This is a genomic window from Cupriavidus necator A5-1, assembly GCF_000744095.1.
GTDB classification, from domain to species: domain Bacteria; phylum Pseudomonadota; class Gammaproteobacteria; order Burkholderiales; family Burkholderiaceae; genus Cupriavidus; species Cupriavidus necator_A.
In genome coordinates this window covers 1,424,464-1,446,149 of the sequence record NZ_JQLI01000001.1, presented here as the reverse complement: position 1 = coordinate 1,446,149, position 21,686 = coordinate 1,424,464, and the positions used below count along the sequence as shown (strand labels likewise).

The window sequence follows — 21,686 nt, the reverse complement described above, 5'->3', positions numbered from 1 at the left end:
TGTCTCCTCGTGGCTGGCGTCTCGGGTTTACACAGTGTGGGTTTACCCGATGCCTGGCGGCGATTCCGTGCGCCGTTGAAGTAAGTATGGCAGAATTTGAATTATTCGCAAATTGAACTAAATTGGAGCCAGAGAGAACATCATGAAAACCGTGAAGCGCATGAAAGCGAGCGCCAGGACTTCTCCCCTCCCAGACACGGCGGACGCGCTGCCGTTGCCGCACCTGAGCGATCAGGTAGCGGTGAGCGCCGCGCTCGATGCCGCGCTGGACGGCTCCGCGCTGTGGGTGCTGCTTGCCGTCTATCGCGCATTCGCCGTGCTCGACCGCGACCAGAGTGAAGAGCTTGCGGATCTCGGCCTCAATCCCCTGCAGTTCAACGTCCTCACGACGCTGCAGCGAACCCGGCAGCCCACCACCATGGGCGCACTCGCGGCGATGCTGGTCGTGCGGCCAAACAACCTGTCCGCCACCATCAACAGCCTGTCGGAGCGAGGGCTGATCCGCCGCGAGCTGAATGTTTCGGACCAACGCTCCTTGCTGGCCGTGCTGACGCCGGAAGGCGAGGCATTCCTGGACAAGCACCTGCCACCGCACTGGCGCCGGCTCGAGCGGTCAATGGCGGGCTTGTCGCGCGAGCAACGACTCAACCTCGTCACGCTGCTCAAGCAGATGGTGATGTCGATCCAGGATGAACAGCAGCGGAGCGCGGCGGAGCAGGAGCCGGCTCAGGCACCGCGGCGTGGGCGGGCCGCCGCCGACGGCAAGCCGGCGCCAAAGGTCGCGGGCGGCAAGTCACCGAAGACAAACAGAAGCGCCAGGACCGGGGAGGGCGCCAAGGCCGTCAAGAGCGCATAGCGCCACCAGCCACCCAGACAAGAAGGGGCCGCATGACGCGGTCACCACCAGAGGAGACGACAGATGGCAGAAATCCTGGGCCTTGGCCTATCGCACTACCCGCCGTTGTCCACGCCCGATGCGCAGATGGCGAATATCCTGCGCCGGACGTTACGCGATCCGGGCATCGATGCTGCGCGCAAGGACCCGCGCAATTGGCCCGCGCCGATGCAGGCCGAATGGGGCGACGACGAGGGCGCCGCGTCGGCGGCTGCGCATCGTGCGGCGCTGGTGGCGCAGTTCCGGCGCGTGCGCGAGACGCTCGACCGGTTCCAGCCCGACGTCGTGCTGATGTGGGGCGACGACCAGTACGAGAACTTCAGGGAGGACGTGATCCCGGCTTTCACGGTCTGTGCCTATGACGACATGGATCTCTATCCGTGGCGCCATGCCCAGGGCTCGTCGATGATGGACGGCGGCAAGCCCAACGCCTGGGGCGAAGGCCCCGACATGCACTACCGTGTGCGCGGTCGGCGCGATATCGGCAAGTTCCTCGCAAGCGGTCTCGTGGGAGCCGATTTCGACGTGGCCTATGCCTATCGGCCGCTGCATCACGAGAGCCTTGCCCACGCCTTCGGAAACGCCATCCTGTATCTGGACTACGACCGCCGCGGATGGGACTACCCGACGATCGCCTTCCCCATCAACTGCTATGGCCGCAAGGTCATCTCCGCGCGGGGCTTCATTACCAACGTCGACGACAAGCTGGATTTCGATCCGCCTTCGCCTTCGCCGGCACGCTGCATGGCGCTTGGTGCGGCGACCGCGCGCATCCTGCGCGCGTCGCCATGGCGGGTGGCCATCATCGCGTCATCCAGTTGGTCCCACGCCTTCCTGTGCGACCGGACCTCGCGGCTGCGCCCGGACACGCCAAGCGATCGCGCGCTTTATCGCGCGTTGGTCGGGCACGACTACGACTACTGGCAGCGCCAGTCCACCATCGATTTCGAAGATGCCGGCCAGCAGGAATTGCTGAACTGGTGCCCCATGCTCGGCGCCATGCGCGAACTCGGCGCGCGGCTCGACTGGAGTGATTTCGTCGAGACTCATGTCTTTAACTCCAACAAGGTATTCGCCGCCTACGCGCCGGCATAAGGGGGCCAGATGCAGACCAAGGTGTTCCATGTGGTGATCGTGGGCGCGGGCATGGCGGGCGTGAGCGTGGCCACGCGGTTGCGCGAGCTGGGCTTTGCGGGCGCCGTGACGTTGGTGTCGCAGGAGGAAGAGGCGCCGTATGACCGTCCACCACTGTCCAAGCAATTCCTGCTTGACGGCGATGCCGACGCGATCCGCCTGCAGCCCGAAGCGCTCGCCGCGCAGGCGCTCGCGGATATCGCGCTGATTCGCGGCAATCCGGCGGTCGCGCTGGATGTTCGCGCACGGGAAGTCCGGTTGGGCGATGGGCGCGGGCTGCGCTGGGACCGGCTCGTGCTGGCAACGGGGGCCCGTCCCCGTGTCTTGCCCGCGCTGGCGCGCTCGCCGCGTGTGCAGACGCTGCGCACGCTCGAAGATGCGCGCGCGATCCGCCAGACGCTCACGCTTGGCGCGCGCCTGCTCATCGTGGGTGGCGGTCCGATCGGACTGGAACTGGCTGCCATGGGCCTGCGGCTCGACGCGCGCGTCACGTTGGTCGAAGCGGCTGACCGGCTAATGACACGCAGCGCGCCAGCGCTGATCGCCGAGCATCTGCGCCGCCACCATGTGGACAGTGGTGTCGACATCAGGCTGGGACGCTCGGTGGCGGACGCACCGGACGACGGCCATGCCGTGCTCGACGACGGCGCACGCGTCGCGGCCGATCTCATCGTGGTCGGCATCGGCGTGCACGCCAACGATGAACTCGCCGTGCAAGCGGGCCTCGCGGCGGACGACGGCATTTTCGTCGATGGATTTGGGCGCACGACGGCGCCGGGCGTCTTTGCGATCGGCGATGTTACGCGCCAGCGCAACCCGGCCACCGGTCGCTTCGAGCGCATCGAGACCTGGTCCAACGCGCAGGGGCAGGCGAGGGCGCTGGCCGCGCATCTTACCGATCCCGACAACGCGGTGCCCTATGCCGAGACGCCGTGGTTCTGGTCCGACCAAGGCGAACTGCGGCTGCAGGCGGCCGGCGCCATCACGGGCGACGAACAGGCGATCAGGGGCGACCCACAAAGCGGCCGCTTCTCGCTGATCCAGTGGCGCGACGGAAGGATCGTCGGCGTCGCCGCCGTGAACGCGGCCCGCGATTTCCATATGCTCAGGCGCCTGGTCGCCGCAGGCTCGCGCCTGCGTCCGGAAGTCCTCACCGATCCGCAAGCAAATCTCAAATCGTTGATCGCCGCCGCGGCGGCACCCTCCACGCCAGCCTGAAGGAATCCCGGCATGACCACCTTGTCCACCGACTCCACGAAGGCGCTCTGCGCCCTGACCGACCTCACGGACGGCACCATCGGATGCGCGCAGCTCGACGACGGCCGTCGCATCGCGATCTATCACGTCGACGGTGACGTGTACGCGACTGACGACCGCTGCACGCACGGCAACGCCTCGTTGGCCGACGAGGGCAGCCTCGACGGCTGCATCGTCGAATGCGGCCTGCATCTCGGCGCCTTCGACGTGCGCACCGGCCAGGCCGTATCCGCGCCCTGCAGCAAGCCGCTGCAGACCTACCCCGTCGAGATCCGCGACGGCAACGTATGGCTGTCGGCGAACGCGCTGGCTGGAGAAGCGCCATGAGCGCCGCCGCGTGTGCCTGCGGGCTCGTCGATGTTCATACGCACTGGGTGCCGGAGCGCTTTCCCGCCTACCTCGGCAACCGCAAGGGCGTGCCGTGGCCGTCGATCGCGCCGGCAGCGTCGGCGTGCCAGTACCACGTGATGATTGAGGGCAAGGTTTATCGCACGATTCCCGATGCATGCTGGGACCTGTCGCGGCGCGAGCAGGACATGGCCGCGGTCGGCGTGGTGCGGCAGGTGTTGTCGCCCATGCCGGAATTGCTCTCCTACTGGCTCGCGCCGGACGACGCGCAGGCGCTGGTTGGCTTTCTCAACGACGAACTCGCGGTGCTGGTGCGGGGACGCGACGATCGCTTCACTGCGCTGGGCGCGGTGCCGCTGCAGGACGTCGATGCCGCGGTGCGCGAACTCGAACGCGTGGTGCGAGTGCTTGGGCTGCCCGGTGTGGAGATCGGCAGCAACATCAACGGCCTGCCGCTGGGCCATCCGACGCTCGATCCGTTCTTCGAGGCGGCCGAGACACTGGGCGCGGCCGTCTTCGTGCACGCGCTGCGCCCCTGCGGCATGGACCGCCTCGTCGGCCCGCCCCTGCTGGAGCAGGTACTGGCGTTTCCCGGCGAAGTTGGCCTAGCCGCGGCATCGCTGCTGACGTCGGGGACGCTCATGCGGTATCCGCGCCTGCGCATCGCTTTCAGCCACGGCGGCGGCTCGCTGCCTTCGCTGCTCCCGCGCCTGCAGCATGCCTGGGACACGATGCCGCCGATACGCGAGGCGATGGCACGGGCGCCGCGCGAGATGGTGCGCGCGCTCTACGTCGATAACCTCGTCTACGACGGCCATGCGATCGCCAACCTGCTGCATTGCTATGGCGAAACGCAGGTCATGGCCGGGACGGACTATCCCTTCGCGATCATGGACCGTGTGCCCGGCGAACGTGTGAACGGCCTGGCGATTCCTGCCGAAACGCGCCGGATGCTGGCGCGCGGCAATGCGCTGCGGTGGCTCGGGGAGCACGGGCAGGCAGCCGCATAGCGCTCGGGGCACCAGGCAAACGATATACGCGATACACGCGACAGACCCGGGAACAGGAGGAGAAACATGCAAAGTGAAGCCATACACCACACGGTCCAGGCCCTTGAGCAGGCGCTGCAGTCGGCGCGCCCGATCGGGCGGCTGACAGCTCGGCACGAAGACATGACCGTCGACGACGCCTACGCGATCCAGCGCGGCCTGATCGAGGGACGGCTGCGGGACGGCGTGCGCGTGGTGGGCCGCAAGATCGGGCTGACGTCGCGGGCGGCGCAGCAGATGCTGAAGGTCGGCGAGCCCGATTTCGGCGTCCTGCTCTCAGACATGGCCTTGCCATCCGGGGCATCGATTCGCCGTGCAAGCCTCATCGCGCCGAAGGCGGAGGGCGAGATCGCCTTCGTCATGCGCCGCGATCTGCGCGGGCCCGGCGTCACGGCGGCCGATGTGCTGAGCGCGACAGAAGGCGTGATGGCCTGCTTCGAGATCGTGGATTCACGCATCGAGAACTGGGACATCCGGTTGCAGGACACCGTTGCCGACAACGCCTCGTCGGCGCTGTTCGTGCTCGGCGACAGGCTGGTCGACCCACGCAGCCTTGACCTCGCGCTCGCGGGCATGGTGCTGGAGAAGAACGGCGAAGTCGTGCTGACGGGCGCCGGCGCCGCCGCGCTGGGCTCCCCGGTGAACGCTGTCGTCTGGCTGGCCAATACGCTGGGCCGCTATGGCGAAGGGCTGCGCGCGGGGGACGTGGTGCTGTCGGGATCGCTGGCCGCGATGGTGCCGGTGGAGGCGGGTGATTACTTGCGCGTGACGATCGGCGGAATCGGGTCGTGCGCGGTGCGGTTCGAGTGATCGCTGCGGCGGAAGAGGGCGGAAAACCAGCAGGACTGCCGATGCCATCGCGCCCTCGCCGTGAAATCTTCGCGTAACGCCGGCAGGCAAAAACCAAGGAGACATAAGACAATGACCAACAAGCTCAAGGCCGCGATCATCGGGTCCGGCAATATCGGCACGGACCTGATGATCAAGATCCTGCGTCACGGCCGCAATATCGATCTGGCCGCGATGATCGGTATCGATTCGCAATCCGCTGGACTGGCGCGCGCACGCGGGCTGGGCATCGCGACCAGCGCGGACGGCGCGCAAGGGCTGACACGCCTTGCACAGTTCCACGACATCGACGTGGTGTTCGATGCCACCAGCGCCGCCGCGCACCTGGCCAACGAGGCCTTGCTGCGTAGCCACCGTCCGGACATCCGGATGATCGATCTCACGCCCGCGGCGGTCGGCCCGTACTGCGTGCCTGTCGTCAATCTCGAAGACCATCTCGACGCGCCGAACATCAATATGGTGACCTGCGGCGGGCAGGCGACGATCCCCATCGTGGCGGCCGTGTCGCGCGTGGCGAAGGTCCACTACGCCGAGATTGTCGCTTCCATTGCCAGCAGATCCGCGGGGCCCGGCACACGGGCCAATATCGACGAGTTCACCGAGACCACCAGCCAAGCGATCTGCTCGGTCGGCGGGGCGGCGCGCGGCAAGGCGATCATCGTGCTCAATCCGGCCGAACCGCCGCTGATCATGCGCGATACGGTGTTTGTGTTGTCCCAGGGCGCCGATGAGGCCGCCATTGAAGCGAGCATCGGCATCATGACGCGGGCCGTGCAGGGCTACGTCCCGGGCTACCGGCTCAAGCAGCGGGTGCAGTTCGAGCGCATTGATCCCGCTGCGCCACTTAACGTGCCGGGACTTGGAAGCATGAGCGGATTGAAGACCTCTGTCTTCCTCGAAGTTGAGGGCGCCGCTCACTACCTGCCCGCCTATGCCGGCAATCTCGACATCATGACCAGTGCCGCGATGGCCTGCGCCGAGCGCCTTGCCCAACACCTGGCTGAAAGCCGACTGGCCGCCTGAGCGCCAGGGAGACCGACATGGAACTACAGAAGACGCTCTATATCTCCGACGTGACGCTGCGCGATGGCAGCCACGCCATTCGGCATCAATACAGCGTGGCCGACGTGCGGCGCATTGCGGCCGCGCTCGACGCGGCCAAAGTGGATTCGATCGAAGTCGCGCATGGCGATGGCCTGGCGGGATCGAGCTTCAACTACGGCTTCGGCGCGCACACCGACCTAGAGTGGATTGCGGCCGTTGCCGAAACGGTCACGCACGCGCGGGTGGCCACGCTGCTGCTGCCCGGCGTGGGCACGGTGCACAACCTGCGCGCCGCCTACGACGCCGGGGCGCGCGTGGTGCGGATCGCCACGCATTGCACCGAGGCCGATGTCGCGCGCCAGCACATCGCCTATGCGCGCGAACTCGGCATGGACACCGTGGGCTTCCTGATGATGAGCCACATGACCACGCCGGCCGCGCTCGCACAGCAAGCGAAGCTGATGGAGGGCTATGGCGCGCAGTGTGTCTACGTGGTCGATTCTGGCGGCGCGCTCAACATGAACGACGTGCGCGACCGCTTCCGTGCCTTCAAGGACGTGCTCGATCCCGCCACGCTGACCGGCATGCACGCGCACAACAACCTGAGCCTGGGCGTGGCGAACTCCATCGTGGCGATAGAGGAGGGCTGCGACCGCATTGATGCGAGCCTGGCCGGCATGGGTGCTGGCGCCGGCAATGCGCCGCTGGAGGTCTTTATCGCGGCTGCGAGCCGGATGGGCTGGCAGCATGGCTGCGACCTGTACAAGCTGATGGATGCGGCCGATGAACTGGTGCGGCCGCTGCAGGACCGGCCCGTTCGCGTCGACCGCGAGACGTTGGCGCTAGGCTACGCCGGTGTCTATTCCAGCTTCCTGCGCCATGCCGAGGCAGCGGCCGCGCGCTATGGGCTGGGCACGGTCGACATCCTCGTCGAACTCGGTCGGCGGCGCATGGTCGGCGGTCAGGAGGACATGATCGTCGACGTGGCGCTGGACCTGCTCGCGCGCCGCGCGGAGACTGCCGAACAAAAGGCGGTAGCCTGAGGTCGCGCCAGGCCATTCGTGCCAGGCGTTGATCTGCGTAGAGGCGACTTGACGGTCCGGTCGAACGCTCTCCTGCAAGGCGGGATAACGGTTCGTTATCCCGCCCCCGCGAACCGACGAAGGCCAACCGTTCGAATCGCGGTACGTTACGCGCGCTTTCGAGTTGCATCCGGCGGGGCTCCTGGTCTAATCTTTTTGTTCATTGGGCTACAAACTGCAATACGTGACCTCTCCTCAACATCCGGAGAAAGCACCTCTGTCCACCCGCATCGACCGATTGATGCCCTTGCCCGAGAACGTGCAGAGCCTGTCGGTGTCGCGACGCGGATGGAGCGGTGTGAGCGTGGACATCACCGAGTTCCATTGCGCGGGCCGGGTGGCTCATCATTTGTGCTACGAGACAGAAACCCGCCTCAGCGTGCTGCTGGAAGAGGTCGGAAGCCACTGCGAGCCACGTCTGCGCGAGAACCAGCCCTGCCCAATCGGCTATATGCCCAGACACATGCACTTCGCACCGGCGGGCATGGAGATATGGGGCTACAGTGCCGACGCGCGCTTCGTAAAGGACGCCACGCTGACCTTCGATCTCGCGGTGCTGGGCGAGCGGCTGGCCATCGGATTCAGTGCCGATGCGATAGCCACACCGCGGCTGCGCTTTTCCGACGATCGTATCTGGACCCTGGTCAGGCTGCTTTCCAACGCGGTGGATGACTCCGATCCGTCGACGCAGCTTTATGGTGATGGGCTGACCGCCGCGATCGTGGCGCGGCTGTTCGCCCATCCACCGGAGGCCGGCGCGGACGGCAAGGGCCTGGCTCCCTGGCAGCTTCGGCGTGTCGTCGAGTATCTGGATGCGCACCTGCCTAAGCGCGTCGACCTCGCGCATCTGGCGGAGCTCTCAGGCCTGTCGCCGTCGCATTTCAGCCGAGCGTTCAAGGCCTCGACAGGGATGGCCCCCTATCGTTGGCAGCTCGACGCGCGCATCCGGCGCGCACAGGCCCTGCTGCTCGACACCCCCGCCTCGCTCGAGCAGGTGGCCGAGGCTACCGGTTTTGCAGATGTCGTGCATTTCGGGCGAACGTTCCGGAAAGTCATCGGAGCGACGCCGGCGGCATGGCGACGCGACCGGAAAAGCTGACTACGATTCCGTAGCGGTTTCGGACTGGAAATCGCAGAATCGAACAGTGTTTTCCTCAAAACGACATGACATCATCCCCCCAACCGGGCTAGGCGAGCGAGACTGAGCGAGACTCATTGAGCGTTTGGTGACGTTCACCTCCCGGAACTCTGATCCGGGAGGTGAATGATGATCGACTATGACGGCTTGATGCACGCGAACCTCGCGCAGGTGTTCGGTGAGCGCAACGCCGGGCGGCGCATCGAAGCGATCCGCGCGCTCTATGCCGAGGACGCCGTCCTGTATGAGCCGCATGCCGCTGCCAAAGGCCATTCCGCTATCTGCGAAGCCGTGACCGCGCTGCTCGCCAGCCTGCCACCGGACTTCGTCTTCCGCGCGGTGGGTCCGGCTGTCGGCCACAACGGTGCCGGGCGCCTGCAATGGCGCTCCGGCCCGCCCAATGGCCCTGTTGCCGTTACTGGCACGGATGTCGCCCTTTTTGAGGCCGGCCTCATCCGCTCCCTCTATGTTTTTCTCGATCCCGCTGGCTCCCATTAGCGCCGGAGATGCTATTTCACTAAAGGAACTTTCCATGCCCAAGACCGGCCTCGATGCCCTGCTTCGCCCGGAAGACAGCATTCTGGTGCTGATCGACCATCAGCCCTACCAGTTCGCCAACCTGCACAGCCACGAACCGTCGATGATCGTTAACAACGTCGTCGGCCTCGCCAAGACGGCGAAAGTCTTCAACGTACCGACGATCCTGACCACGGTGCTCGAGGAACGCGGCGGTTATCTGATCAAGGCCCTTCAGGACGTCTTTCCGGACCAGAAGCCAATCGACCGCACGTTCATCAACACCTGGGAGGACCCGAACGTTGTCGACATCGTGAGGAAGAGCGGGCGCAAGCAGCTTGTGCTGGCTGCGCTCTACACCGAGATCTGCCTCGCCATGCCGGCGCTCCAGGCGCTCGCAGAGGGGTATGACGTCTTCATCGTCACCGACGCTTCCGGTGGCGTCACGGCGGAAGCCCGCGACATGGCCGTGCGCCGCATGGTCGCCGCCGGCGCGGTGCCGATCACCTGGCTTGCCGTGCTGGGCGAATGGCAGCGTGATTGGGCGCGCGAGGAGACTGCGGCCGGCGTCGCGGACGTCGTGCTCGAACATGGCGGTGCCAGCGGTGTCGCCTTGGCCTGGGAACTGCAGCTTCTCGCTGGACGCACTGGAACGGGCGTTTGAGCAGCAGCGGACAAACGCATCAAGGTGAAGCTGCCAGAGCTTGCCGCCAGCCACACGCCGCAAGCCACATAACCCAAGGCCGCTTCGGCGGTAACGCCGAAGCGGCCACTATCTTTCAAGAGGCGCGACATGTCCACTGTTCCAGGGACGATCCGTATCGGCTACTGCCTGTCGCTGACCGGTCCGCTTGCGGGCAGCAGCCGATCGGCTCGGCTCGCTCATGACATCTGGCGGGAGGACGTCAACCGTCGGGGTGGACTGCTCGGCCGTCCTGTCGAATTAGTCTGCTACGACGATCAGGCAGACGCTTCACTCGTTCCAGGCATCTATGAACGGCCGATGGACGAGGATAAGGTCGATTTCGTTATCGGCGGTTACGGCACCAATAGCCTGTTACCAGCGATGCCGTTGATCATGGAGCGGCAGCGTTTTTTCGTCGGGCTAATGGGTCTCGGCGTCAACAACACGCTCGCCTACCCAAACTACTTCGCAATGATCCCAACCGGACCGGATCCGAATGCCGCGCTCACCGAGGGATTCTTTGCTCTCGCCGCAAAGCAACGGCCCCGGCCTGCAACCGTGGCACTAGTGTCCGCGAACGCCGAATTCTCGCGAAATCCCATTCTTGGCGCGAAGGCCAATGCCGAGAAGTACGGCTTCCAGATCGTTCACGAGGCGACTTATCCGCTGACGACCGAGAATTTCGCGCCTGTTATCGACGCGGTCGCCCAAAGCGGTTGCGATCTGCTGTTCCTTTGCTCTTACCTCGCTGATTCGATCGGTCTTGTGCGAACCATCAGCACGCATCGATTCCGCCCGAAGATGGTTGGCGGCGCCATGATCGGTCCTCAGAACACCGAGGTCAAAGCCACGCTAGGCCCGCTGCTCAATGGCTTCATAAACTACGAATATTGGGCGCCAGTGTCCAAGATGATGTTCCCCGGGGTTCAGCAACTGTTGAATACCTACCAGCAACGAGCCAGCGATGCCGATGTTGACCTCCTCGGACATTACATGGCGCCGCTTGCCTATGCCCAGATGCAGGTGGTTGCTCAGGCTATCGAAGCTACTGGTAGCTTTGACGACGCAAGCCTGTCGGCGTGCGCACGAAGCACGACCTTTCACACCGTCATGGGCGATATCAGGTTTGGCGTAAACGGCGAATGGGCTGAGCCACGGGTCCTGCAGGTCCAATTCCAGGGGATATCGGGTCACGAGGTGGGCCAATTTCAGAATGGGTCAAGGCAAATCGTGGTGTCGCCGCCAGACTTTACTTCCGGGGGGCTTGGTTTTCCTTATGCAGTGGACTGGCCCAATAGTTAAACACATTTTAGCCTCGCGTATGCCAACGAGCGTCGGGGTGTGAGGTTCCCTCGAAATTTCGCCTTCCGGTAGGTCGTGTGTAAACTCGCCGACCCAAAGGAAGGAAAGAGAAGATGTTCAAGATTCCAAAGCAAGCGTACACGGCGGAGTTCAAGGCTGGGGCCGTGCAACGGGTGAAGGACGGACACGGGGTGAGCGCCGTGGCCCGCGAATTGGGCGTGTCGGAGCAGACGCTGCGCAACTGGATCAAGGCTGCAGAGGCCGGCAACTGGGGCGGTGCCGGGGCGAAGGTGGTGACGCCGGAACAGATGGAGCTGTCGCGCCTCAGAGCTGAGAACAAGCGCCTGCAGATGGAACTTGAAATCGCAAAAAAAGCGGCGACGGGTCCGAGCACAACCCCGCCCCGGCCCGCGTGGCCTACTACGAAGAAATAGGCCGCAGCCACATGACCTCGCTGTGGGAATCGCTGCACGCGCTGGTGCCGCCACAGCCGCGGCCGCAGGTCGTCCCCGCCATCTGGAAGTACGCGCAGGTCCGCCCGCTGGTGATGCAGGCCGGCGGCGTCATCAGTGCCGAGGAAGCGGTGCGCCGCGTGCTGGTGCTGGAGAACCCCGGCATCCCGGGCAATTCCAGCATTACCTCGACGCTGTACGCCGGCCTGCAACTGATCCTGCCGGGCGAGATTGCGCCGAGCCACCGCCATACCCAGTCGGCACTGCGCTTTATCGTCGAGGGCAAGGGCGCCTGGACCGCCGTCAATGGCGAGCGCACCACCATGCATCCCGGCGACTTCATCATCACGCCGTCGTGGACCTGGCATGACCATGGCAACCCTGCCGTCGAGGGCGGCGGCGAGCCGGTGGTCTTGGCCGCCATGTCAACCTCATCGCCGGGCGAGCGACGTTCACTGACAGTCCGCCAAAGTTCTATGCCTATGTGCATCGGGAAGTCACCTCGGCTGCAGCGCGACTCGACCATTTCCTCAGTCGAAACGGTGTGGCGGCCGATGAGCGCGTGACCGTGATCAGCGACAACGCCGGTGAATTTGAAAAGACCGTACAGGGTAGTCGACTCGCTCGCGGCAGGATTCTCGATTGGTTCCACATCGCCATGCAGTTCAACGCAGCGCAGCGTTCCGTCTTCGGCAGCAAGATGATGGACGCACTGGAACGAGAGGAACGAGAATCGATAGAGACTGAAATAACTCACGCCAAGTTTCTAGTCTAGCATGGCAAGGGCCGCAAAGCCTTGGAGCGCCTCAAGGCACTGGACGCTCAGCTGCTGACGCGGACAGGGTATGAGTACAGCACGCTGTGGGAGCACCTAGATAAAATCTCCTACTACCTGAGGAACAACTCACCTACGTTGGTCAACTACGGCGCTCGGCATCGAAAGGGCCTGCCAATCAGCAGTAGCATCGCGGAGTCCGCGGTGAACCAAGTCGTGAGCCATCGCATGGCTAAGAAGCGACAGATGCGCTGGACGGACCAAGGAGCGCACTGCATGGTGCAGGTCAGGGTCGCGGTTTTGAACGGGGAACTCTCACCCAACCGCATCTCGGCGCTCGAGCTCGCTATCTCACGTCACAGCCAATCCACCGGGCCAGCATCGCCGAACTGGCATCGCCCCTGAATAGAATTAACCGTGACACCCTCACCGCAAGTCAGGGTGCCTGACGAAATTCGCCTCCCCATCATTGGCACGCTCTCGAGTCGGTGACAACTTTCCTTCTACGGCACCGTTCGGCAGTTCGCTGATCCCAACGTGGCGGAGTTGACGTTGATAGTCGACTCCGCGGCAAATCCCTTGATCGACCGCCCGCGAGCGCCCCAACGGGTTTCGGTCGAGCGTTGCCTGGACGACCAGCACCGCCGTCATAGATTCCCGCTCAAGCGCGGCATGTCTACTTTTCGCCGAGACGACCCAGTGTCTCCGGCACGATTACGGCGCCTGCCAGATAGACCAGCGTGACGACTGCAAGGAAAACACCAAGGATCACCGGCAGGTCGGCGGGCGTGCCTGCGGCGAGCGAGGCGAGCGTCGGCATCATTCCGCCGATGGCGAAGCCGATGTTCCACGACAAGCCCGTGCCGGAGGCGCGGATGCTGGTGGGGAACCGCTCGTTCAGGAAGATGAGGATCGGCGCGAAGCCGGCGCACCCGAGCATGCTGAGCGCCACCGCGTAGACGCCGCGCAGGGTGGCGGTTGGCGCGGCGGGCATCCATTGGTAGAGCAACGGCATCAGCACCAGGCTGACCGCGCCGACCAGCAGGAAGGCGCGCTTGCGGCCGACCAGCGTGCTGAAATGCCCCGCTGCCACCGACGCGACGATCACACCGAGGCTGCTCAGCATCAGGATGGCCGAGGACTCGCCGGGGGACGCCTTGACCACGACCTTAAGGAAGGTGGGAAGGTAGCCGGAAGTCAGGTAGTAGGCGCTGCCTGCGCCCACGGTCAGCAGGATGTTGACCAGCAGGATGCCACGATACTCGCGCGAGAACAGCGTGCGCAGCGGATGCGCTTGCGGCTTGGCGTGGCCGCTGGCGGCCTTTGCCGCCTGCAACTGCTTCCACAGCGGCGATTCTTCCAGCGAGTTGAAGATAACCAGCCCCAGCACCGAGCTGACAATGCCGGCGAAGAACATGCAGCGCCATCCCCAGACCTCGAAGGCGTCGCCGGGGAACAGCGCCGTCATCGCCATGTACGTGATCGACGCCAGCAGCGCGCCGATGCCCGCGCCGCCGCCGCCCACCAGGCCGGACACCGCGCCGCGCCACGACGGCGGCACCGATTCCGTGCCGATGGTATGCGTCGACGCGACCACGCCGCCGACGAACACGCCCTGCACCAGCCGCAGCAGGATGAACAGCGCCGGCGCGAAGAGGCCGATCTGGGTGACCGTTGGCAGCAGCCCGAACGCCGCCGTCGACAGGCCGACGCCGGTGACGGCCACCACCATTGCACCCTTGCGCCCGTGCCGGTCCGCGTAGGCACCGAAGATCGCCGAGCCGAGCGGCCGCATCAGCAGCGTCACCGCGAACGACGCGTACACCGCCGCCAGCGACAGCATCGCATGCTCGGACGGAAAGAACAGCTTGCCGATCACCGGCGCCACGAACAGCAGGATAAACAGGTCGAACAGGTCGAGCGCCCATCCCATGCACGAAGCGGTCACCGCGCCCAGCACCTGCCGGTTGTTCGTGGCCACGGGCGCCGCGCCCTGCGTGCCGCTGGTCGGCACCTTGTCATTTGCCAGCACTTTCATCGTTGTCTCCTTGTCTTTTTGAATGAACGGCTCCCCGCGATGCCCGCCGGGGGCATCGTCGATGCGTCCGTCTCTCGGGCCCGGCAGGCGGGTCAGCCCCGCCCGCGCCCGCGGTCAGCTGCCGCGGAATTCGGGATTACGCTTCGCGTGGAACGCTTCCACGCCCTCGCGGAAGTCATCTGAGCTGCGCAGGCGGCTGTAGCAGTGCCCCTCGAGTTCGATGGCGATCGACAGCGGTGCGTCCTCGGTGTCGTTGAGCAGCTTCTTGGCGGTGCGTTGGGCCAGCGGGGAAAAGGCGCGCAGCTCATCGGCCAGCGCGTCGGTGGCTGCCTCCAGCTCGGCGTCAGCCACGCAGTCCACGGCGATGCCCCACTCGTGCGCCTGGCGCCCGGGAATGCGGCGCGAGCGCATGACGATGTCCTTGGTGCGGCCCACGCCAACCATCTTCTGCAGCCGCGCTGAGCCGCCGGACCCGGGAATCTGGCCAAGCTTCTGCTCGGGCAGCGCGTATTCCGTGGAGGCGGTGGCGATGCGGAAGTCGCACGCCAGCGACAGTTCGAAGCCCACGCCGAAGCAGTAGCCCCGGTTGGCCGCGATCACCGGCTTGCTGCAGCGCGCCGGCGCTGCCACGTTCCACGCCAGGTTCGACACATGCTCCGGCGACGCCTCCAGGAAGCCGCGGATGTCGCCGCCGCTGGAGAAATGCTTGCCCTGCGCGCGCAGCACGATGACACGCACGCGGTCATCGGCGTCCAGTGCCTCGAACACGGCGCGCAACTGGTCGCGGGCCGCCATCGAGATCACGTTGTAGGGCGGACGATGCAGGATGATGTCCGCGCGCTCGCGGGCCGGATCAATCTCCACGGAAAAGCCGTCGAGATCCTGCAGGCGCTGCTGGTCGGGATGGGTCAATGCGAAGGGCTGGGTCATGTCGTTACTCCTTGATGGGGTCGCTTTGGGGAAGAGAGGAAATCACGTTGTATTCGCCCGCCGACAGCTTGCGGCGCAGGATCTTGCCGACCGGCGATTTCGGGATGTCGGCGACGAACACGTAGTCGCGCGGGCGTTTGAAGTTGACGAGGTCGGAGCCGCGGCAGTAATCGTCCAATGCCTCGGCGTCGACGCAGCCGCGCGGCTTGACGAAGGCCACCACCTTCTGGCCCCAGCGGGCGTCGGGCACGCCGGCCACGGCCACCTCGTCCACGGCGGGGTGCAGCGACAGCACCGATTCGATATCGGCGGGCGAGATGTTTTCGCCGCCGCTGATGATCATGTCGTCGACCCGCCCGGTGACGAACAGGTCGCCGTCGGCGTCGAGGTAGCCGATGTCGCCGGTGAAGTACCAGCCGTCGCGCAAAGACCTGGCATTGGCGTCGTCGCGGTTCCAGTAGCCCTCGAAGGCCTCGTCGCCGCGCAGGTCGGCGATGATCTGGCCTTCCTCGCCGGGCGCGGCCAGCTCGTCGGGTGAGGCCGCGTCAAGCCGCGCCACGCGCAGCCGCGTGTTGAGGCCGGCGCGGCCCGCACTGCCGGGTTTGCGCGCCGCGTGCTGGTCGACGCTGAAGGTGTACACCTCGGACGAGCCGTAGTGGTTGACGAACAGCTCCGGGCGGAACGCCTCCTCGAGCCGGGTGAGCAGTCCGTCGTTCATGGCGGCCCCGGCAAAGCCGAGCTTGGTGACGGTGCGCACGTGCATGCTGTCGAAACCCGGCTCGGCCAGCAGGTCATGGTAGAGCGTGGGCACGAGATAGAGGCAGCTCACGCGATGGCTGGCGATGGCCTGCAGCGCCTGCGACGCGCTCCAGCGCCGCACGCAGACGAACAGGCCATCCACCAGGGCCATGGCCAGCAGGGACCGCACGCCCATGGTGTGGTACAGCGGCATCACCCCCAGCGTCCGCTCGCCGCGCCGGTACAGGTTCTGCGCGACATGCGCCAGCACGGCCGCGCGTTCTTGCCGGTGGCGGCGTGGCACACCTTTCGGCCTGCCGGTGGTGCCGGAGGTGTACAGCATGAGCGAGATGTCGCCGGCTTCGGCCTGCGTGCTGTCCCGGCGGGGCGTGGCGTGGAGCAGGGCGTCGAACGAGAGCGAGCCGCCCGGCGCGCCGTCCAGTGCGATGCAGGGGATGTCCTGCGCGGCGGGGCTGTCCAGCACGGCGTCGGCGCTGACGGGCTCGAACACCAGCACTTTCACGCCACCGTCGCGCACGCAGTAGTCCAGTTCGTCCGGCTTGGCGCGCCAGTTCAGCGGGACGATGACCACGCCGGCGAACTGGCAGGCCCAGTGGAGTGTCGCCATCTCCCAGCGGTTCCGCAGGATGGCCAGCACGCGGTCGCCCGGCCGCAGGCCCAGGTCGAGCAAACCGGCGGCCACGCTGCGGATGCGCGCGAGCCATTGCTCGTAGGTCAGCAGCAAGTCACCGTCGACGATGGCGGGGGCGTGGGGGCTGCGTTCCACGCTCTGCAGGAAGGTTCGGCCGAGATCAAGCATCGCAGCGCTCCTCGGCAACCGGGGCGGCGAGCCGGCGCGTCCGCGCGCGGCTGGCAGCCACGTCGAGCACGGCAGCGACGATCGGCGTGTAGCCCGTGCAGCGGCACAGGTGGCCAGACAGCATGTCGCGCACCTGCGCCTCTGTCGGCTCGGGCAGCCGCTCCAGGTAGTCCGCGCACGACATCAGGATGCCAGCCGTGCAGAAGCCGCACTGCAGCGCATGGTGGCGGCGGAAGGCTTCCTGCAGGTCGCCCAGGCCTTCGCGTGGGGCCAGGCCTTCGACGGTATTGATGGCGAGGCCATCGGCCTGCACTGCTAGCATCAGGCAGGAACGCGCAGCCACGCCGTCCACACGTACCGTACACGCGCCGCAGACGCCGTGCTCACAGCCGACGTGGGTGCCGGTGGCGCCGAGTTCATGGCGCAGGAAGTCGGACAGCAGCTCGCGTGGCGCGCACAGGCCGCTGCGTTCGGTGCCGTTCAGGGTCAGGGTGACGCGGTGGCGCTCGTCGCGCCGCATCACGGGGGGCGCACCCTGAGGTGCGCCATTGGGGGTGTTGCTCATCTTGCCTCCTCGATTGCGCGCATGCCCAGTTGCCGCACCAGATGGCGGCGGTACTGCGCGCTGACATGGGCGTCGTCCTGGGCGCCCAGCTTCCAGCTGAAATCGTTAATTGCCTCGGCCAGCGCCTTGCCTTGGAGGTGTGGCCAAGTCTCCAGCACCGGCCGGTCGGACACGCCGCCCACGGCCAGCGCAATGGCGTCGCCCGTGACGATGGCGGCGCAGGCCACCAGCGCGAAGTCGCCATGGCGGGCGGAGAACTCCGCAAAGCCGTAGCGCGCGCCGGGCCGCCTCAGGGGAAAGCGCACCGCTTCCACCAGTTCGTCGGGCTCGCGCGCTGTCATCAGCATGCCGCGGAAGAATTCGGCGGCCGGCAGCACGCGGCGGCGGCGCAGCGAGCGCAGCACCACCTCGCCGCTGAGCGCGGTCAGCACCAGCGGCAGCTCGGCGCTTGGGTCGGCGTGGGCGATGGAGCCGCACACGGTGCCGCGGTTGCGGATCTGGAAATGCGAGATGTGCGGGAAGGCGAGCGCGAGCAGCGGTACCTCGTCGGCCAATGACGGGCGCCATTCCACACTGCCCTGCGTGGCGGCGGCGCCCGCCACCAGGTGGCCGTCTTCGACGCGCACGGTATCCAGGTCACAGGTGCGCGAGATGTCGACCAGCAGTTGCGGCTGCGCGAGGCGCATGTTCAGCACGGCCATCAGCGACTGGCCGCCGGCCAGCACGCGGGCACTCTCGCCGGCACGGGCCAGCGCTTCCAGCGCATGCTGCGCGGATTCGGCGCGCAGGTAGTCAAAGGCGGCGGGTTTCATCGACGGACTCCCAGGAGCGCCAGCAGGCGCGCGATCCACCCCGGCTTACGCGCGGGCTTGCCCCCGGCCTGCCGGCCGAGCGATTCGAACAACTGGCGCAACACCACCTTGGCCGCGCCTTCGAGCATGCGGCCGCCGACGGCGGCGACCTTGCCGGACACCTCGGCCTCGTAGTCGTATGTGAGACGGGTGCCGGCGCCGTGCGGGGCCAGCTCGACCAGGCCCGCGCCGCGCGCGCTGCCGAGCGACGACAGGCCGGCGCCCGCCAGCCGCAGGCGGTGCGGCGGCTCCAGGTCGGACAGCGCGATCTCGGCTTCGTAGCGGGCCTTGATCATGCCCACGCCCACGGTCACGTCGGCGCGGTAGCGGTTGTCGCCGATGGGCACGAGCGCGTGGCAGCCCGGCACGACATTGGCCAGCGCCTGCGGGTCGAGCAGGACGGCAAAGACGGCGTCGGGTGTGGCGTCCAGGTCGACCGTGCCACGCGCGCTCAGGGCCTTGCCGCTCTTGCCCCCACCCTTGCCGCTCGCCGAGGCTGCACTTGCTGCCTCGGCCAGTTCAGGACGCGACGGCGGCGGGTCGTCGAAGCCGATCATCGCCATCACCCTGGCGGGCGTGAGCGGCAGGCGGATGTCGCGTACGCGGAGCGCATCGGCCACCGCGTTGGCGACGCATGGCGGCGTGCTCATGTTGTTGCCCTCGCCCAGCCCCTTGGCGCCGAGCGGCGTGAACGGGCTCGGCGTCTCCAGATGGACGATGAGCGGGTCGGGCACCTCGCACGTAGTCGGCATCAGGTAGTCCGCCAGCGTGCCGGACTGGAAGCTGCCGTCCGGGCCGTAGCGGAATTCCTCCATCAGCGCCGCGCCCAGTCCCTGCGCGAAGGCGCCGCGGATCTGGCCGTCGGCAAGCGCCGGGTTGAGCAGCTTGCCGGCGTCGTGCGCCGTCACGTAGCGGTCGATGCGCACGCGGCCGGTAGCGCGGTCGATCTCCACGCCGCACAGGTCGAAGGCAAAGCCGTAGCAGGCGGAGGTGTTGACGCGGTCCTGTTCGTCCGGGGCGTCGAGGTTGGGGGGCGACCAGAACACGGTTTCGCGCAGGCCGGGCTCCTCGCCGGCCGGCAGCAGCTGCGGCGACCAGTGCGGCGCATTGCTGGCCGCGCGTGCAAAGGGCAGGGCGGTATCGGGCGCGCCCCGGCGCTGGATGCGGCCATCCGCGAAGGCCAGTTCGGCGGGGTCGCAGCCCAGGTGCGAGGCCACGATGCGCGCCAGCTTGTCGCGTACGCGCGTGGCCGCCAGGTGCACGGTGCCGGCCACGGCACCGGCGAAGCGGCTGGAATAGTTGCCGGCGGCCACGGACCAGGCATCCTTGTGCGTGTCGAATTCGACGTTGACCACGACGTCGCCCGGATCGATGCCGAGCACGTCGGCTACGACCTGCGCCGACACGGTCATGTGGCCCTGTCCCGCCGGTGTGGAAGCGATGGTCACCACCACGCCGCCGAGCAGGTCCACGCTGACCGTGGCGCTGGCGATGGCGCCGTTCTTCGGGCCCGCCCTGCGGCGCGCCTCGGCCGGCGTGGCGGTGGTGATATAGCCCATGTTTGACACCGAGGGCTCGACGATGGCCGCAAAGCCGATGCCGTACAGCCTTCCCTCGGCACGCGCGGCGTCGCGACGGCGCTTCAGCTCGCCGTAGCCACCCGCGTCCAGCGCACGCGACATCGCCAGCTGGTAGTTGCCGGAGTCGAGCAGTGCGCCCGCCGCGGCGCGATAAGGAAAGGCATCGGCGGGCACGAAGTTGCGCCGGTAGACGTCGAGCGGATCCAGGCCCAGCTCCACCGCGATCCGTTGCACCAGCCGCTCCAGCGCAAAGTACACCTGCGGCCCGCCGAAACCGCGCACGAGTCCGGTAGGCGTCTTGTTGGTCAGCACCACGCGGTTGCGCACCAGCAGGTTCGGAATCGCGTAGGCACCGGTCAGAAGGCCATGCATGCGGTAGAAGGTGGCGGGCTCCGGGGCACGAAGGTAGCCGCCGCAGTCCTCAAGCTGGTCGTACGAGAGCGCGACGATCCGACCGTCCGCCTCGACCGCGGCTTCCAAGGTGGAAAGCCGCGCGGTAGCAGAAGTGGCGGCGCTCAGGTGCTCGAGCCGGTCTTCCACCCACTTCACCGGCGCGCCCGCCTTGCGCGAGGCGAGGCACATCAGCACCACGTAGGGGAACACCGCCTGCTTGACGCCGAAGCTGCCGCCCGAGTCGCGCGGCGCGACATGGCGCAGGCGGTTGGCCGGGACCTGCAGCGCCATTGCCATGACGGCGTGCAGCGAGAACGGCCCCATGAAGTTGGAAGTGACCTGGTAGCCCTCGTTGGCCGGCAAGTGTTCGGCAATCACCACGCCGCACTCGATCGGCGTGCAGGTGTTGCGCGGGTAATGGGCGGTCAGCGCCACGCGGTGCGGCGCGGCGGCAAAGGCGGCCTCGGGGTCGCCATAGCGGAAATGGCGGTCGCTGGCCACGTTGCTGCCGAGGCCGGGATGCAGCACGCTCGCGTCGTCGGCGACGGCGGCCTCGATCGACACCACCGGCGGCAACACGCGGTACTCCACCCGCACGAGGTCGAGCGCATCCTCCGCCAGCGCGCGGCTCTCGGCCACCAGCACGGCTACCGGCTCGCCCACATAGCGCACGCGCTCCATGGCGAGTGCCCACTGCTCCATCGGCGCCTTCACGCCCACCACGAAGGGCCTCGACCAGCCGCGGAGATCGGCCCCGGTCAGCACGGCGTGCACGCCCGGCGCCTTCAACGCGGCGGCGCAGTCGATGGCGCCAAGTTCAGCGTGCGCGTGCGGCGAGCGCAGGATGGCGGCGTGCAGGGTGCCGGGCCTCACGCCCAGGTCGTCGGCATAGCGTCCACGACCGGTCAGGATGGCGGCGTCCTCGACGCGCTGCATCGGGCGGCCAACGTGGGGCGCACGCCGGATCTCCTGTGTCTCCTGAACCGTGCCGGTCGTTTCGCCAGCATCGAATCTCTTCATTTGCGACTCCGTGTTGCGAGACGGTTTCGGGCCGGGAGGCCAGCGGAACCGTTCAACGTCAAACGGAGATTAGGGAGATTTCGATATAACGACTAATATTGTTTTTTGATCCACGCAATCAAATATTATGATGTATAGATAAATAGACTTTCACTTGATGACCCCCGGATAGCGAGAGAATGAACTGATTTCGCGCAGCGCCACGGTTGCGTCTGCCATCATGAA

19 protein-coding genes and 3 pseudogenes are annotated in these 21,686 nt (G+C 66.5%); 16 read left to right on the top strand and 6 right to left on the bottom strand.

Annotated elements, in window-relative coordinates; translation table 11 throughout:
• Positions 1-142 precede the first annotated feature (142 nt).
• The 16 genes and pseudogenes from K307_RS44260 to K307_RS49200 all read left to right on the top strand — a co-directional run.
• The gene (locus K307_RS44260) at positions 143-856 is read left to right on the top strand and encodes a MarR family winged helix-turn-helix transcriptional regulator (protein ID WP_051974706.1); all 714 of its coding nucleotides are present in this window, start codon (positions 143-145) and stop codon (positions 854-856) included.
• A gap of 63 nt (positions 857-919) precedes the next feature.
• Complete coding sequence (locus K307_RS06355; protein ID WP_042877061.1) at positions 920-1,990, top strand: extradiol ring-cleavage dioxygenase; 1,071 nt, start codon at positions 920-922, stop codon at positions 1,988-1,990.
• 9 nt (positions 1,991-1,999) lie between these two features.
• Positions 2,000-3,247: an NAD(P)/FAD-dependent oxidoreductase gene (locus K307_RS06350; RefSeq protein ID WP_042877059.1), complete on the top strand. Its 1,248-nt coding sequence runs from the start codon at positions 2,000-2,002 to the stop codon at positions 3,245-3,247.
• Positions 3,248-3,259: 12 nt separating this feature from the next.
• Positions 3,260-3,613, top strand: coding sequence for a non-heme iron oxygenase ferredoxin subunit (locus K307_RS06345; RefSeq protein WP_042877057.1), 354 nt, complete (start codon positions 3,260-3,262; stop codon positions 3,611-3,613).
• Entirely contained in the window at positions 3,610-4,644 is a 1,035-nt protein-coding gene (locus K307_RS06340) for an amidohydrolase family protein (RefSeq protein ID WP_042877055.1), read from the top strand. The genes K307_RS06345 and K307_RS06340 overlap by 4 nt, the downstream gene beginning before the upstream one ends.
• Positions 4,645-4,710: 66 nt before the next feature.
• Positions 4,711-5,493: a fumarylacetoacetate hydrolase family protein gene (locus K307_RS06335; protein WP_042877053.1), complete on the top strand. Its 783-nt coding sequence runs from the start codon at positions 4,711-4,713 to the stop codon at positions 5,491-5,493.
• Positions 5,494-5,604: 111 nt separating this feature from the next.
• A complete protein-coding gene (locus K307_RS06330; RefSeq protein ID WP_042877048.1) occupies positions 5,605-6,555 on the top strand; it encodes an acetaldehyde dehydrogenase (acetylating) in 951 nt (316 codons plus the stop codon).
• Positions 6,556-6,572: 17 nt separating this feature from the next.
• The gene (dmpG, locus tag K307_RS06325; protein ID WP_042877046.1) at positions 6,573-7,619 is read left to right on the top strand and encodes a 4-hydroxy-2-oxovalerate aldolase; all 1,047 of its coding nucleotides are present in this window, start codon (positions 6,573-6,575) and stop codon (positions 7,617-7,619) included.
• 202 nt (positions 7,620-7,821) lie between these two features.
• Positions 7,822-8,757, top strand: a complete 936-nt coding sequence (locus K307_RS06320; RefSeq protein ID WP_230625542.1) for a helix-turn-helix domain-containing protein — start codon at positions 7,822-7,824, stop codon at positions 8,755-8,757.
• 165 nt (positions 8,758-8,922) lie between these two features.
• Positions 8,923-9,294 carry a nuclear transport factor 2 family protein gene (locus K307_RS06315; RefSeq protein ID WP_042877042.1) on the top strand — a complete coding sequence of 124 codons (372 nt, stop codon included), beginning with the start codon at positions 8,923-8,925 and terminating at the stop codon, positions 9,292-9,294.
• A 34-nt stretch (positions 9,295-9,328) separates the two neighbouring features.
• Positions 9,329-9,976 (top strand): hydrolase, encoded by a 648-nt coding sequence (locus K307_RS06310; RefSeq protein ID WP_042877040.1) that lies wholly within the window; start codon positions 9,329-9,331, stop codon positions 9,974-9,976.
• Between the two features lie 129 nt (positions 9,977-10,105).
• The gene (locus K307_RS06305; RefSeq protein WP_042877038.1) at positions 10,106-11,299 is read left to right on the top strand and encodes an amino acid ABC transporter substrate-binding protein; all 1,194 of its coding nucleotides are present in this window, start codon (positions 10,106-10,108) and stop codon (positions 11,297-11,299) included.
• Between the two features lie 113 nt (positions 11,300-11,412).
• Positions 11,413-11,715 (top strand): annotated as a pseudogene (locus K307_RS06300) (transposase); the annotation flags it as partial.
• A pseudogene (locus tag K307_RS06295) lies at positions 11,712-12,164 on the top strand (cupin domain-containing protein); the annotation flags it as partial. The pseudogenes K307_RS06300 and K307_RS06295, both read left to right, overlap by 4 nt.
• Before the next feature lie 155 nt (positions 12,165-12,319).
• Positions 12,320-12,526, top strand: a complete 207-nt coding sequence (locus K307_RS47605) for a hypothetical protein (RefSeq protein ID WP_155301095.1) — start codon at positions 12,320-12,322, stop codon at positions 12,524-12,526.
• Between the two features lie 141 nt (positions 12,527-12,667).
• Positions 12,668-12,841 (top strand): annotated as a pseudogene (locus K307_RS49200) (ISKra4 family transposase); the annotation flags it as partial.
• Between the two features lie 361 nt (positions 12,842-13,202).
• On the opposite strand, the gene K307_RS06280 reads toward K307_RS49200, so the two are convergent.
• From K307_RS06280 to K307_RS06255, 6 genes are all read right to left on the bottom strand, one after another.
• Positions 13,203-14,564, bottom strand: a complete 1,362-nt coding sequence (locus tag K307_RS06280; protein ID WP_042877035.1) for an MFS transporter — start codon at positions 14,562-14,564, stop codon at positions 13,203-13,205.
• 114 nt (positions 14,565-14,678) lie between these two features.
• A complete protein-coding gene (locus tag K307_RS06275) occupies positions 14,679-15,494 on the bottom strand; it encodes an enoyl-CoA hydratase/isomerase family protein (RefSeq protein ID WP_042877033.1) in 816 nt (271 codons plus the stop codon).
• 4 nt (positions 15,495-15,498) lie between these two features.
• The gene (locus tag K307_RS06270) at positions 15,499-17,052 is read right to left on the bottom strand and encodes an AMP-binding protein (RefSeq protein WP_042877030.1); all 1,554 of its coding nucleotides are present in this window, start codon (positions 17,050-17,052) and stop codon (positions 15,499-15,501) included.
• On the bottom strand, positions 17,045-17,617 hold the full coding sequence (locus K307_RS06265; protein WP_042877028.1) for a (2Fe-2S)-binding protein: 573 nt from the start codon (positions 17,615-17,617) through the stop codon (positions 17,045-17,047). The genes K307_RS06270 and K307_RS06265 overlap by 8 nt, the downstream gene beginning before the upstream one ends.
• Positions 17,614-18,429, bottom strand: coding sequence for an FAD binding domain-containing protein (locus tag K307_RS06260; protein ID WP_042877025.1), 816 nt, complete (start codon positions 18,427-18,429; stop codon positions 17,614-17,616). Before K307_RS06260 ends, K307_RS06265 begins: the two co-directional genes overlap by 4 nt.
• A complete protein-coding gene (locus K307_RS06255; RefSeq protein WP_042877023.1) occupies positions 18,426-21,461 on the bottom strand; it encodes a xanthine dehydrogenase family protein molybdopterin-binding subunit in 3,036 nt (1,011 codons plus the stop codon). The genes K307_RS06260 and K307_RS06255 overlap by 4 nt, the downstream gene beginning before the upstream one ends.
• Positions 21,462-21,686: the final 225 nt, after the last annotated feature.

Excerpts from the sequence above, each read along its gene's own strand:
- K307_RS06340 (WP_042877055.1), top strand. The coding sequence starts at position 3,610 with ATGAGCGCCGCCGCGTGTGCCTGCGGGCTCGTCGATGTTCATACGCAC.
- dmpG (WP_042877046.1), top strand. The coding sequence starts at position 6,573 with ATGGAACTACAGAAGACGCTCTATATCTCCGACGTGACGCTGCGCGAT.
- K307_RS06335 (WP_042877053.1), top strand. The coding sequence starts at position 4,711 with ATGCAAAGTGAAGCCATACACCACACGGTCCAGGCCCTTGAGCAGGCG.
- K307_RS06345 (WP_042877057.1), top strand. The coding sequence starts at position 3,260 with ATGACCACCTTGTCCACCGACTCCACGAAGGCGCTCTGCGCCCTGACC.
- K307_RS44260 (WP_051974706.1), top strand. The coding sequence starts at position 143 with ATGAAAACCGTGAAGCGCATGAAAGCGAGCGCCAGGACTTCTCCCCTC.
- K307_RS06270 (WP_042877030.1), bottom strand. The coding sequence starts at position 17,052 with ATGCTTGATCTCGGCCGAACCTTCCTGCAGAGCGTGGAACGCAGCCCC.
- K307_RS06255 (WP_042877023.1), bottom strand. The coding sequence starts at position 21,461 with ATGAAGAGATTCGATGCTGGCGAAACGACCGGCACGGTTCAGGAGACA.
- K307_RS06265 (WP_042877028.1), bottom strand. The coding sequence starts at position 17,617 with ATGAGCAACACCCCCAATGGCGCACCTCAGGGTGCGCCCCCCGTGATG.
- K307_RS06275 (WP_042877033.1), bottom strand. The coding sequence starts at position 15,494 with ATGACCCAGCCCTTCGCATTGACCCATCCCGACCAGCAGCGCCTGCAG.
- K307_RS06305 (WP_042877038.1), top strand. The coding sequence starts at position 10,106 with ATGTCCACTGTTCCAGGGACGATCCGTATCGGCTACTGCCTGTCGCTG.
- K307_RS06330 (WP_042877048.1), top strand. The coding sequence starts at position 5,605 with ATGACCAACAAGCTCAAGGCCGCGATCATCGGGTCCGGCAATATCGGC.
- K307_RS06260 (WP_042877025.1), bottom strand. The coding sequence starts at position 18,429 with ATGAAACCCGCCGCCTTTGACTACCTGCGCGCCGAATCCGCGCAGCAT.
- K307_RS06355 (WP_042877061.1), top strand. The coding sequence starts at position 920 with ATGGCAGAAATCCTGGGCCTTGGCCTATCGCACTACCCGCCGTTGTCC.
- K307_RS06350 (WP_042877059.1), top strand. The coding sequence starts at position 2,000 with ATGCAGACCAAGGTGTTCCATGTGGTGATCGTGGGCGCGGGCATGGCG.
- K307_RS06315 (WP_042877042.1), top strand. The coding sequence starts at position 8,923 with ATGATGATCGACTATGACGGCTTGATGCACGCGAACCTCGCGCAGGTG.
- K307_RS06280 (WP_042877035.1), bottom strand. The coding sequence starts at position 14,564 with ATGAAAGTGCTGGCAAATGACAAGGTGCCGACCAGCGGCACGCAGGGC.
- K307_RS06310 (WP_042877040.1), top strand. The coding sequence starts at position 9,329 with ATGCCCAAGACCGGCCTCGATGCCCTGCTTCGCCCGGAAGACAGCATT.